The sequence below is a fragment of the Beijerinckia sp. 28-YEA-48 genome (assembly GCF_900104955.1).
In the GTDB taxonomy this organism is placed as follows: Bacteria; Pseudomonadota; Alphaproteobacteria; order Rhizobiales; family Beijerinckiaceae; genus Terripilifer.
In genome coordinates this window covers 4447425-4459848 of record NZ_FNSI01000001.1, presented here as the reverse complement: position 1 = coordinate 4459848, position 12424 = coordinate 4447425, and the positions used below count along the sequence as shown (strand labels likewise).

At 61.3% G+C, this 12424-nt stretch carries 13 protein-coding genes; 3 read left to right on the top strand and 10 right to left on the bottom strand.

Features of this window, described 5'->3' with window-relative positions; all coding sequences use genetic code 11:
* Positions 1–19 precede the first annotated feature (19 nt).
* Positions 20–1576 carry a 2-polyprenylphenol 6-hydroxylase gene (gene ubiB / locus BLW50_RS20905; protein ID WP_090706147.1) on the bottom strand — a complete coding sequence of 519 codons (1557 nt, stop codon included), beginning with the start codon at positions 1574–1576 and terminating at the stop codon, positions 20–22.
* 9 nt (positions 1577–1585) lie between these two features.
* Entirely contained in the window at positions 1586–2365 is a 780-nt protein-coding gene (gene ubiE, locus BLW50_RS20900; protein ID WP_090706145.1) for a bifunctional demethylmenaquinone methyltransferase/2-methoxy-6-polyprenyl-1,4-benzoquinol methylase UbiE, read from the bottom strand.
* 103 nt (positions 2366–2468) lie between these two features.
* Between ubiE and mutM the strand changes: the two genes are divergently transcribed.
* Positions 2469–3350, top strand: a complete 882-nt coding sequence (gene mutM / locus BLW50_RS20895; RefSeq protein WP_090706143.1) for a bifunctional DNA-formamidopyrimidine glycosylase/DNA-(apurinic or apyrimidinic site) lyase — start codon at positions 2469–2471, stop codon at positions 3348–3350.
* Between the two features lie 7 nt (positions 3351–3357).
* On the opposite strand, the gene BLW50_RS20890 is transcribed toward mutM, so the two are convergent.
* From BLW50_RS20890 to BLW50_RS20875, 4 genes are all read right to left on the bottom strand, one after another.
* Positions 3358–3633 (bottom strand): hypothetical protein, encoded by a 276-nt coding sequence (locus tag BLW50_RS20890; RefSeq protein ID WP_090706141.1) that lies wholly within the window; start codon positions 3631–3633, stop codon positions 3358–3360.
* Between the two features lie 95 nt (positions 3634–3728).
* Positions 3729–5552, bottom strand: coding sequence for a translational GTPase TypA (gene typA / locus BLW50_RS20885; RefSeq protein ID WP_090709469.1), 1824 nt, complete (start codon positions 5550–5552; stop codon positions 3729–3731).
* 254 nt (positions 5553–5806) lie between these two features.
* Positions 5807–7045 carry an argininosuccinate synthase gene (locus BLW50_RS20880; protein ID WP_090706139.1) on the bottom strand — a complete coding sequence of 413 codons (1239 nt, stop codon included), beginning with the start codon at positions 7043–7045 and terminating at the stop codon, positions 5807–5809.
* A 124-nt stretch (positions 7046–7169) separates the two neighbouring features.
* Positions 7170–7844, bottom strand: coding sequence for a phosphatase PAP2 family protein (locus tag BLW50_RS20875; protein WP_090706137.1), 675 nt, complete (start codon positions 7842–7844; stop codon positions 7170–7172).
* A gap of 78 nt (positions 7845–7922) precedes the next feature.
* Between BLW50_RS20875 and moeB the strand changes: the two genes are divergently transcribed.
* On the top strand, positions 7923–8720 hold the full coding sequence (gene moeB / locus BLW50_RS20870) for a HesA/MoeB/ThiF family protein (protein WP_090706134.1): 798 nt from the start codon (positions 7923–7925) through the stop codon (positions 8718–8720).
* Between the two features lie 3 nt (positions 8721–8723).
* Here the strand turns inward: moeB and BLW50_RS20865 are convergent, their stop codons facing one another.
* Both BLW50_RS20865 and BLW50_RS20860 read right to left on the bottom strand, forming a co-directional pair.
* The gene (locus BLW50_RS20865; RefSeq protein WP_090706132.1) at positions 8724–9074 is read right to left on the bottom strand and encodes a RidA family protein; all 351 of its coding nucleotides are present in this window, start codon (positions 9072–9074) and stop codon (positions 8724–8726) included.
* Positions 9075–9240: 166 nt separating this feature from the next.
* Complete coding sequence (locus BLW50_RS20860) at positions 9241–9768, bottom strand: DUF1993 domain-containing protein (RefSeq protein ID WP_090706130.1); 528 nt, start codon at positions 9766–9768, stop codon at positions 9241–9243.
* A 280-nt stretch (positions 9769–10048) separates the two neighbouring features.
* On the opposite strand from BLW50_RS20860, the gene BLW50_RS20855 reads away from it, so the two are divergent.
* Positions 10049–10753, top strand: a complete 705-nt coding sequence (locus BLW50_RS20855) for a class II aldolase/adducin family protein (RefSeq protein ID WP_090706128.1) — start codon at positions 10049–10051, stop codon at positions 10751–10753.
* A 186-nt stretch (positions 10754–10939) separates the two neighbouring features.
* Here the strand turns inward: BLW50_RS20855 and BLW50_RS20850 are convergent, their stop codons facing one another.
* Both BLW50_RS20850 and BLW50_RS20845 read right to left on the bottom strand, forming a co-directional pair.
* On the bottom strand, positions 10940–11374 hold the full coding sequence (locus BLW50_RS20850) for a YqaA family protein (protein WP_090706126.1): 435 nt from the start codon (positions 11372–11374) through the stop codon (positions 10940–10942).
* 10 nt (positions 11375–11384) lie between these two features.
* Positions 11385–12362 carry an NADPH:quinone reductase gene (locus BLW50_RS20845; protein WP_170850277.1) on the bottom strand — a complete coding sequence of 326 codons (978 nt, stop codon included), beginning with the start codon at positions 12360–12362 and terminating at the stop codon, positions 11385–11387.
* Between the last annotated feature and the right edge of the window lie 62 nt (positions 12363–12424).

Genomic DNA, 12424 nt, shown 5'->3' with positions numbered 1-12424 from the left:
AATTGGGCAAAACGCGAGGTTAGCGCACCATCAACGCCACGACCAGAAGGATGACGACCGTCCATATGCCCATCCATTTCCAGTGTTCGCCGGCTGACGCGGCGGCCTTTTCGAGCGCGCGCTCGCTATCGAAAAGGAACTGATCATCGTTGAGCCGTCGCACCAGGGCTTCGGCGCGATCGAGCAGGTCCGGCAGCTGAAAGGCGATCTTGCCGAGATTGGTGACGCCGCGTCCCGCTTCCTGCATGATGCCGACCGGGCCGAGCTTCTCCTTGATCCATTCGCCGATGACCGGTTCGGCTGTCGCCCACATATCAAGGTGCGGGTCGAGCGAGCGCGCCACGCCTTCGACGACCACCATGGTCTTCTGCAGCATGACCAGTTCGGTGCGCGTCTTCATTTCGAAGAGGGCGGTGATCTCAAACAGCAAAGTCAAAAGCTTCGCCATCGAGATTTCATCGGCCTTGCGCGAATGGATCGGCTCACCGATGGCGCGAATGGCTTGGGCGAAATCGGCGACGCGCTGCGACGACGGCACATAGCCCGCCTCGAAATGCACTTCGGCGACGCGCTGGTAATTGCGCGTAATGAAGCCGAACAGGATTTCGGCGAGGAAACGCCGTTCCTTCGGGCCGAGCCGGCCCATGATGCCGAAGTCGACCGCGACAAGTCGGCTGTCGCGATCAATGAACAGATTGCCCTGATGCATGTCGGCATGGAACAGGCCGTCGCGCACCGCATGGGTCAGGAACGATTGGATGACGATGCGGCCGAGATTCCGGCGATCGAAACCGCTGCGTTCGAGCGCGGCGATGTCGGACAGTGGCACGCCGTCGATCCACTCCAAGGTCAGCACATCCTTGGCGGTTAGATTCCAATCGACATCGGGCACGCGGAAATCGTGGTCCTTGGCGACATTCTCGCCGAATTCGGACGCGGCGGCCGCTTCCAGCCGAAAATCCATTTCCATGCGCACGGTGCGCGCCAGGGTTTCGACAATGCCGATGAAGCGCAGGCGTCGTGCCTCCGCCGACCAACGTTCGGCGATGCGCGCGGCAAAGAACATGTCGGTGAGATCGCGCGCGAAGCGCCGCTCGATGCCGGGCCGCAGCACTTTGACGGCCACTTCGCGCGTGCCGGTTGCGTCGGAGACCGTTGCTTTATGGACCTGTGCGATTGAGGCCGCCGCCACCGGTTCGCTGAAGTCGGCGTAGATGTCGGCGAGCTTCTTATCGAACGATCGTTCGATGACCCTGACCGCTTCGTCGCGCGGGAAGGGCGGCATCCGATCCTGCAGGGCTTCGAGCTCGCGCGCTGAATTCATGCCGACGATATCGGGCCGCGTCGCCAGAAACTGACCGAGTTTCACATAGGACGGGCCAAGGCGCGCCATGGCGCGCGTCAAGCGCGAGCCGGTTCCGCCGCTCGTGCGCCGCGCGATCAGCTTGGCCAGCGCCAACGGCGCGCGCGCCGGCGGCGGCAGCATGCTGGCATCGACGTCCGAGAACACGCCTTCGCGCGCCATCACATAGGAGGCCTGCACCAGACGAAAGATATGACCGACTGCTTGAAACAAAGGGGGGTCCTACAGCTTCCAGCCGGAATGAATGGCCACGATGCCACCGCTCAGGCGTTGGAAGCGGGCGCGCTGGAAGCCGGCATCCTCCACCATCTGGCGGAATGTTTCCGGCGGCGGGAATTGCGCGATCGATTCCACCAGATAGCGATAGGGCTGGCCGTCTCCGGTGATGACCTTGCCGATTGCTGGGATCGCGGTGAAGGAATAGGTGCGATAGAATTTGTCGAGCAGCGGCACGTCGACTTCGGAAAACTCCAGGCACTGGAAGTGCCCGCCCCGGCGCAGCACGCGCCAGGCTTCGCGCAGCGCCTTGTCGCGGCGCGGCACGTTCCGAATGCCGAAGGCGATCGTATAGCCGTCGAAGGAATTGTCCTCGAAGGGCAGTTCTTCCGCATTGGCCTCGACGAAATCGACTTGGCCGTCGAGATGCCGCTTGATGGCGCGCTCGCGTCCGACATCGAGCATGGCGCCATTGATGTCGGCGACCGTAACGCGGGTATCGGGGCCGCCGGCGTCGGCGATGCGGAAGGCGACGTCGCCGGTGCCACCCGCCACATCGATATGGCGAAAACGTCGGCTCTGGCTCAGGCCGATCCGTCCAACCAGAATATCCTTCCAGATCCGGTGCAGCCCGGCCGACATCAGGTCGTTCATCAGGTCGTAACGGCCCGCCACCTTATGGAAGACGTCGTTGACTAGCCCCTGCTTTTCGCCGAGCTGAACGCGCGAAAAGCCGAAATCAATGTCGGAATCGGTGGTTTCGGCTGGTTTTTGGTCGGTTTGCATGACTATCTCCGGCGGCGAAGACCATAGCGCGCCTGCTGCCTGGAGGCTATGTAAGTCAGTCCTTACTTTATGTCATCGTGAACATCTGACGCGTCGGAACGCCATGCCTGAACTTCCCGAAGTCGAAACCGTCCGTCGCGGCCTTGAGCCGCATATGACCGGCGAGACCTTCGCCGCCGTCGAGCAGCGGCGTCCCAATCTGCGCTTTCCCTTCCCTGAGCGTTTCGTCGAACGGCTTCAAGGGCGGCAATTGGTTGGCCTGGGCCGGCGCGCCAAATATCTCGTCGGCGATCTCGATGATGGCACCGTGCTGGTCATGCATCTGGGCATGAGTGGCTCATTCCGCATTGAGCGAGACGGTGAGGAGGCGACACCAGGCGCGTTTCAATATGATCGTTCCAAGGCGGCGGCGCACGATCATGTGACGTTCAAAATGTCGAACGGCGCGCGCATTATCTACAACGATCCGCGCCGCTTTGGCTTCATGCAGCTCATCGCACGCAACGAGCTGGCCGCCCATCCGCTGTTCGCCAGCATGGGCATCGAGCCCTTGGGCAATGAGCTGGACGGCACCCTGATCGCCACGGTTTTTGCGGATAAGAAAGCGCCGTTGAAAGCGGCGCTGTTGGATCAGCGGCTGATCGCTGGCCTCGGCAATATCTATGTCAGTGAAGCCCTGCATCGTTCGGGGTTGTCGCCGCGCCGCGCCGCAGGAACGCTGGCCAAGAACAAGGGCCTCATGGCCGGCAAAGCCGATCTGCTGGCGGTGTCGATCCGTGATGTGTTGATGGAGGCGGTGGCGGCCGGCGGTTCGTCGCTGCGTGATCATCGCCAGACGGACGGAACGCTCGGCTATTTTCAGCATTCGTTCCGGGTTTACGATCGCGAAGGTACGCCCTGTCCGACCCCGAAATGCACCGGCACCATCCAGCGCATCGTGCAATCGGGCCGCTCGACGTTCTTTTGCGCAAAGTGCCAGCGCTGAAGACGGATCAGCTTTCGCGCGTGTAGACGAGGGCGAAGACCTGTTCGGCCGATCGCAACCAGGCTTGGCGTTGTGCCAGGCTCCAGGTTGACCCGGCAGGCGGCAGGGTCGTCCAGAGCGTCTGGATCAAGTGCTGCGCCGCTTCGCGCGACGGAGCATCCGTAGGCGGCTGTGACGTTTCTGGATGGGCTGGCTCTTCCCCGATGCCGACGCGTGAGCGCTCCAACGAGGCCTGTTGCCTGGCCAGGGGGCTGCGCCGCTTGTTGGGGTTGATTGTGAGCACCGCAGAGCCATCCTAGCGTGTTGTTGCGGCAAACCGCAGACATCCACGCTAGGACAGGAATCTTGCTGTCCCGTTAAGCCAGGGACAACAATGGTTTAGGCTACGGCTTCCTTCGAGCGCTCGGCGCGCTTGCGATCGTTCGGATCGAGGATCGCCTTGCGCAGCCGGATCGACTTCGGCGTCACTTCCACCCGCTCGTCATCCTCGATATAGGCCAGCGCCTTTTCGAGGGTCATGCGGATCGGCGGCGTCAGGCGCACCGCTTCGTCCTTGCTCTGCGTGCGAATGTTGGTGAGCTGCTTGCCCTTCAGCACGTTGATCTCAAGGTCGTTGTCGCGGGTATGTTCGCCAACGATCATGCCGCGATAGACCTTCCAACCGGGCTCGATCATCATCGGGCCGCGATCTTCCAGCTTCCACAGCGCGTAGGCGACAGCTTCGCCCGCTTCGTTGGAGATCAGCACGCCGTTGCGGCGGCCCTGAATGTCACCCTTGTAAGGCGCATATTCGTGGAACAGGCGGTTCATGATCGCCGTGCCACGGGTATCGGTGAGCAGTTCGCCCTGATAGCCGATGAGGCCACGCGTCGGGGCGTGGAACACCAGGCGCAGACGATTGCCGCCGGAGGGGCGCATTTCGATCATCTCAGCCTTGCGTTCGGCCATCTTCTGCACGACGACGCCGGAATGTTCTTCATCCACGTCGATGACGACTTCCTCGATCGGCTCGAGCGTTTCGCCGTCTTCACCGCGCTGGAACACCACGCGCGGCCGCGAGATCGACAGCTCGAACCCTTCGCGACGCATGGTCTCGATCAGAATGGCGAGTTGCAATTCGCCACGACCAGACACGATATAGGCATCGGAGTTCGGTGCGGGCTCGACGCGCAGGGCGACATTGCCTTCCGCTTCGCGGAACAGACGGTCGCGAATGACGCGGCTCGTCACCTTGTCGCCCTCAGTGCCGGCGAGCGGCGAATCGTTGACCATGAAGGTCATCGACAGGGTCGGCGGATCGATCGGCTGCGCCTGCAGCGGTTCGCTCACCTCAGGGGCGCACAGCGTATCGGCGACGTTGTACTTTTCCAGACCGGCGATGGCGACGATGTCGCCTGCTTCCGCCTCGTCGATTGGCTGGCGCTCGATACCGCGGAAAGCGAGAATTTTCGAGACGCGGCCGGTTTCCACCACTTTGCCGGTATGGTCGAGAACCTTCACCGCCTGGTTCGGCTTGATGGTCCCTGCAAAAACTCGGCCGGTGACGACCCGGCCGAGATAAGGATTGGCTTCCAGCAGGGTGCCGAGCATGCGGAACGCACCTGCTTCGATGGTGGGTTCAGGAACATGGCGCAGCACGAGATCGAACAGTGCGGCCATGCCCTGATCATTGGGACCTTCCGGGGACTCTGCCATCCAGCCTTGTTTGGCCGAGCCGTAGATGATCGGGAAGTCGAGTTGCTCGTCGGTCGCATCAAGGGCGGCGAACAGATCGAACACTTCGTTGACCACCTCGGTCACTCGCGCATCCGGCCGATCGACCTTGTTGATGCAGACGATCGGCTTCAGGCCGATCTTGAGCGCCTTGCCGACGACGAATTTCGTCTGCGGCATCGGCCCTTCGGCCGCGTCCACCAGGACGATGGCGCTGTCGACCATCGACAGAATGCGCTCGACCTCACCACCGAAGTCGGCGTGGCCTGGCGTGTCGACGATGTTGACCCGGACGTCCTTCCACACCACCGAAGTCGCCTTGGCGAGAATGGTGATGCCTCGTTCCTTTTCCAGGTCGTTGGAATCCATGACGCGTTCAGCGACGCGTTGATTGTCGCGGAATGACCCGGACTGCTGAAGCAAACGGTCGACCAGCGTGGTTTTGCCGTGATCGACGTGCGCGATGATGGCGATATTTCGCAGTTTCATAGGTCGTGTGATCTCGTTGGAGAGGCCGCTCTTCAGCGCCGAACGCGCGAAAACGGACGCGCCGCGAGGCTTGGCGCAACGCGGACGCGGCTTCCCATATACGAAATTAGCGGCTTTGGGAACGCGAAAGAGTGCAGTGCCGCAAAAAGAAGTCACGGCATTGCACAGCTTGACGATGCCTAGCATCGCAAAGACACGTCATAACAAAGACCTAGGGGGCAAAAACGCGTTTTGAAAGAAACGCAGCTTAGCGGCTAGCCCTTCGTCTTGCGGTTACGCTTCTCCAGGGTCCGCAGGCGCAGCGCGTTCAGCTTGATGAAGCCCGCCGCATCTCGGTGATCATAGGCCGCCGCACCCTCTTCGAAGGTCACAAGATCCTGATCATACAAGGAATACTTGCTTTCGCGGCCGACAACCCAGGCGCTGCCTTTGTACAGTTTCAGGCGGACCCGGCCGGTGACGAATTCCTGGCTGCGATCGATCAAGGCCTGCAGCATCTCGCGCTCCGGCGAGAACCAGAAGCCGTTGTAGATCAGCTCGGCATATTTCGGCATTAGCTCATCCTTGAGATGGGCCGCGCCACGGTCGAGCGTCAGCGATTCGATGCCGCGATGGGCGAAATAGAGGATCGTGCCGCCCGGCGTCTCATACATGCCGCGCGACTTCATGCCGACGAAGCGGTTTTCGACCAGATCGAGCCGGCCAATGCCATTGGCCCGGCCGAGTTCGTTCAGACGCGTCAGCAGGGTCGCCGGCGACATTTTCTGGCCGTCGATGGCGACCGGATCGCCCTTTTCGAAGTCGATCGTGATGTAAGTCGCCTGATCGGGCGCCTTTTCCGGGTCGATCGTGCGGGAATAGACGTAATCCGGCGTTTCCAGGGCCGGATCTTCCAGCACTTTGCCCTCTGAGGAGGCGTGCAGCAGATTGGCGTCGACTGAGAACGGCGCCTCGCCACGCTTGTCCTTGGCAATGGGAATCTGGTTCTTTTCGGCGAAGGCGAGCAGGGCCGTGCGCGACGTCAGGTCCCATTCGCGCCACGGCGCGATGACCTTGATATCCGGCTCCAGCGCATAATAGCCAAGCTCGAAGCGCACCTGGTCGTTACCCTTGCCGGTGGCGCCATGGCAGACCGCATCGGCGCCGACCTTGCGGGCGATTTCGATCTGTTTCTTGGCGATCAGCGGCCGGGCGATCGAGGTGCCGAGCAGATAGAGCCCTTCATACTGGGCATTGGCGCGGAACATCGGGAACACATAGTCGCGCACGAATTCTTCGCGCAGATCCTCGATGAAGATGTTTTCCGGCTTGATGCCGAGCAGCAGCGCCTTCTGGCGGGCTGGTTCCAGCTCCTCGCCCTGGCCGAGGTCGGCGGTGAAGGTCACGACCTCGCAGCCATATTCGGTCTGAAGCCATTTCAGGATGATCGAGGTGTCGAGGCCACCGGAATAGGCGAGCACGACGCGCTTGATATCGGACTTGGGCTTCGACATGGGCTGCAAACTCTCTGGAAACGGTCGCGCAAAAACGAAGGCTCGCGCGCGGCGGATTTGGATCGGCCGGGACTATAGTAAGGCGCGGGGCGGGCGCAAGGGGCGGATAGACCCGAAACTGGCCTTAAGCGGGCGGCGGCCGGCGGCGAAACATCGCTCCATAGACCAGGGTGATCAGCAGGCTGGTCAGCAAGGCGCCGAGCAGGACGTCGGACAGGAAATGGCCGCCGAGCGCCATGCGCCACAAGCCAGTGGCGATGGTCAGGATGATCGACCCGACAATGGCGGCGGCCTGGAAGGGCGGCGGCGCCATCAGCGCCGGCGCCAGGGTCCACATGGAGGATGAGGCCTCGCCGGAGACGAAGGAGCAATTGCTCTGGCATTGGCCGTCGAATTTGTACCAGGGCCGGAACGGCCAGATGCCGCCCTTGTTGACCTCGGCCACATGGAACGGTCTGGGACGGTGCGAATGTTCCTTGAGGATGACATTGGTCAGAAGCCCTGGTCCCAGCGCCAGGCAGATGACCATGAAGGCCATCGCTTTATTGCTGGGCACCGGCCAGCGCAGCGTGCGCCGCTTGGCGATCAGCCACAGCAGCAGCAGAATGATCGCCAGCGCCAGCGGCGCCACATAAAACACATAGCGCAATGCAACGCCGGCCCGTGTCGCGCCGATGAACAGTCCGTCGCTGCCGACAAAGGCGCGGGCCGCATCGAGATCGAGCTGCGGCCATAGGCCAAAAACCAGAGCGACCAATGCGATAGCCGCGACTTGCAGAAGAAGGAGCGTTCTGAACATGGTTGCCTGCTCTAAACGAGATCACGCCCTGCGGGAAGCGTATGATGACGGCAGGGGAGTAGCTGAGTGTTTGCGGCCATGACACAGCCTGAAAAATTGAACGAAGAGGAAATCGAACGCTATGCGCGCCATATCGTGCTGCGCGGCATCGGTGGTCCAGGCCAGCAGAAGCTTAAAAGCGCGCGTGTTCTGGTCATCGGCGCGGGCGCCCTGGGCTCCCCCCTCATTCAATATCTCGCCGCTGCCGGTGTTGGCACAATCGGCGTCGTCGATGATGACACCGTCGCGCTCTCCAATCTGCAGCGCCAGGTGATCCACAACACCGCCGATGTCGGTCGCTTGAAGCTCGACAGTGCGCGCGATGCGGTCGGCCGTCTCAATCCGCACGTCGCCTTCGTGTCGCACGTGGTGCGGCTGAATGTGGAGAACGCGCGGGCGCTGGTGCGCGATTATGATGTGATCGCCGATGGCTCGGACAATTTCGACACGCGCTATGCGGTGTCCGATGCCTGCTTTTTCGAGGGCAAGCCGCTGGTCACGGCGGCGGTTGGCGTGTTCGATGGCTCGCTGACGACCCTGCGTCCGTTCGAGCGCGGCGAAGATGGCAAGCCCAATCCGACCTATCGCTGTCTGTTTCCCGAGCCGCCGCCGGCGGGCACGGTGCCGACCTGTTCGGAAGCGGGCGTTCTCGGCGCGCTGACCGGTACGATGGGCGCGATGATGGCGATGGAAGTTGTGCGCCAGATCGTCGGCTTCGGGGATGCCCTTATCGGCCGCTTTCTGCTGGTCGATGCCTGGTCTATGCGCTTCGAGACCATGCAGTACGAATGGGATCCGGCCAATCCGCTCAATGGCGAAAAGGCCGGTCCCATCTGATCTTTACGCGATGGCGGCGATGACCGCGATCTCGACCTTGTAGTCGGGGGCGGCGAGCTTCGATTCCACCGTCGCGCGAGCCGGTGTCTGGCCAGCGACAACCCACGTGTCCCACACGGCGTTCATCTCGCCGAAGGTCGACATATCGGTCAGCCAGATGTTGACGGAGAGGATCTTCGTCTTGTCGGTGCCGGCCTTTTCCAAAAGCCCATCGATGATCGACAGAATCTCGGTCGTCTGTTCGCCGACGCTCTTGCCCTTGGCTTTGTCGGCGACCTGGCCGGCCAGATAGACCGTGTTGCCGTGAACCACGGCCTTGCTCATACGCGCGCCAGATTCGATACGCTTAATCATGACTTGATCCTTTTGCTTTGGGTGAACGGTTCAGCCGCTTGGAAATTTCTTGGTGTCATTCCCGACGCGCCATAAGCGCGAGCGGGAATCCAGGGGCGTGTGGTACAGCGCGAGCCAATGGTTCGCTAGTGAACCGGGCTCACATTTTTCAGGGTTTAATCTGCGCTTACGTGAGCTGGGTCATGCGCGGGATCGGGCCGACGAAATCGCGCTTGCCGCAGTCGATCCCGCGGGCCCGCAAAATCGCATAGGCGATCGTGACGTGAAAATAAAACTGAGGCAGCGCCTGATGCAGCAGAAAATCCTTGCCCTTCATATGACGGGTGCCACCGGCCGCCGGATAGACGATGTCCTTGTCCTCGGCGCCGTTCATCGCATTGGCGTCGACCGTGCCGATGAAGTCGAGCGTCCGCTTGATGCGTCCCTTCCAGTCGGCGATCGTCCTCTCGTCATTAGCGAATTTGGGCGGATCGATGCCGGCGAGCCAAGCGGTGGTGTTGTTGGCCCAGTCGCACATGGCCTGCATCTGCCGGCCATAGGTGAACATATTGGGATAGAGCCGCTCGTTGAGGAAAAGCGCCGGGTCGATTTTCTTTGCCGCCGCCTGTTCGCACAGCTTGTCGAGCAGGGCCGAGACGCCGGTGAGCAGCTGCGTGAAGACAGGCACCGATGCCTCGTAAAGTGAGATTGTCATTGTTGTTCCTCCCGGCCAAATCGCGGCGACATTGCCTCGGATTTACAGCCGAAAGCAAGCCGGCGGCGAGACGGAACAAGCCTCTGCATAAGCTCTGGAAAAAGGGCGTATATCAGGTGGATAACTGCAAATATTTATCATCTATTTCAAATGGATAAGAAGAACAAAAGAACATTCCATGCACCAGAAGAAAACCAGTTGATCGCTCCAGCCGGGTTGCAACGCGCCGCCAAATCGTTCACCAGCGGTGGTAAGGCCGATCACGGAGCCGGAGGAAACAATGACCAAGGACGAAGCTAAACAGAAACTGATCGATGCGGGCCTGGTGCTCGAGGCCGCCGGCCTCGGCGATTTCACGCGTGGGCATGTGTCCATCCGCGTGCCGGGCGAGACGGAACTCTTCTATATGAAGCCGCATAGTTTCGGTTTCGACGAGATGACGATGGACAATATCGTCACCTGCAACATCGAAGGTGAGAAGATCGCCGGCGGTGGTCCGCGCCACAGCGAAGTCTATATTCATTCCGAAATCTTCCGCATCCGGCCCGATGTGCATTCGGTCATCCATGCTCATCCCACCCATGCGGTCGCCCTGTCGGCCACCGATCGGCCCCTGCGCATGATCAGCCAGCCGAGCGCCGTCTTCGCCGACGGCATCGGCGTCTACCGCGACACGATCGACCTCATTCGCTCCAAGGACATGGGTGCCGGCGTCGCCAAAGCGCTTGGTGGCACCAAAGCCGCTTTCCTGAAAAACCATGGCGTCGCAACCGTTGGCGGTACTTTGGAGGAATGCGTGATTCTGACGATCATGCTGGAAAACGCGGCGCAGATTCAGATCCTCGCCGAATCCACCGGTTCGGTCGGCGCCGAATTTCCGCGCGACGACATCATGCGTCTGCACGACAAGATCTGCCGGCCGGAACAGCACAAGATCAACTTCGATTATCTGGTGCGCAAGGCGCGCCGGCAGCTGCGAGGTTAGTCTCGCACCCTCGTGTCATCCTGGACACTTGCGCAGCAAGTGATCCGGGATCCAGGGCGAGCGATACGTTGCTTGCCATTGTAGTTTATGTCTACGCCGCAACCACTTTTAAAATCTCTACCACATCCCAAACACACAGGATCCCGGATCGCCTTTGGGGTCCGGGATGACACCAACGGTGTTCGCTCAAACAAACCCCGCCACAGCCGCCGCCACTACCAAATAGCGCGCCACTTTCACCACGCCGACGATCAAAATGAAAATCCACAGCGGCTCGCGCAGAAAGCCTGCGATCACCGTCAGGGGATCGCCAATGATCGGCACCCAGCTCAACAGCAAGGACCAGCGGCCATAGCGGTGATACCAGCGCTCGGCGCGGGCCAGCGCACGGGCATCAACAGGAAACCAGCGCCGCTCGCGAAACAGATTGAGCCCGCGTCCCAGCGCCCAATTGGTGATCGATCCCAGCACATTGCCGAGGCTGGCCACGGCGATCAGCATCGCCCAAGGCCGGTCGCTCGTGGCCAAATATCCGACCAGCACCAGTTCGGAAGAGAACGGCAGGATGGTCGCGGCCAGGAAGGCCGTGGCGAACAAAGTCGCGTAAACACCAGCGATCATTGGGTCGTTGTTACAGAGTGACGACCATATGGCCGGTGCCCGCCTGGCTTTCCGCCTCGCGATGGGCGCGCGCCAGATCCATCAGCGGCACCGTGCCGGCGATCCGGTGGCGCAAGGCCTTGTCGCGGATCGCCTGCAGAATGCCATCGCAGGTCGTCTGCTTCTGTGCATCCGACAACATATAGACGAAGATGAAATGCACCGACATGTTGCGCGCGCGCCTGGGAGACAGCGTGATCTCGGCTTTTCCGGGCGCGGCCGCGCCATATGATACGATCGTGCCGCCTTCAGCCACGATTTGCTCGTCAAAGCCGATCTGATGGCCGAAATCGATCTCGATGACGCGGTCGACGCCGCGCCCATCCGCATGCTCTAGAATGCTTTTCGACAGATCGCTGTTGCGGTCGAGAACCACATCGGCGCCAAGTGCTTTGATCGCATCCATCTTGTCGCGCGATCCGGTGCTGGCGATCACGCGGGCGCCGCCCCAGCGAGCGAATTGAATGGCATAGGCGCCGACACGGCCTGTCGCCGCCGGTACATAGATGGTTTGCCCCTTCACCGGGCCGTCGCGGAAAATCGCATGATAGGCGGTCATGGCTGGAATGCCCAGGCACGCGCCTTCCTCGAAACTGACGCAGTTCGGCAGCGGCCGGATCAGCGTGGCAGGCAGGCTGACGAATTCCGCCGCCGAGCCCATCGGCCGGGCCCATTGCGCGTTGAACATCCACACCCGGTCGCCGACGCGATAATTGCTGACGCCAGGGCCGAGCGCCGCCACGGTGCCGGCGCCATCCGAATGCGGCACGATGCGTGGGAATTCCATGCCGGCCTTTACGTTGGCGCGGCGCTTGTAGTCGGACGGATTGATGCCGGAGGCATGAACGCGGACAAGCACTTCGCCCGGACCGGCGAGCGGCTTTTCGATCTCGCCGACGGAAATCACCTCATCGGCCGGACCACAACGTTCATACCAGCCAGCCAGCATGGTTTCCTCGCATTTGGGCCGATCGCCCTTTGGAAATTGATATTGGGAAATCCATACATGCC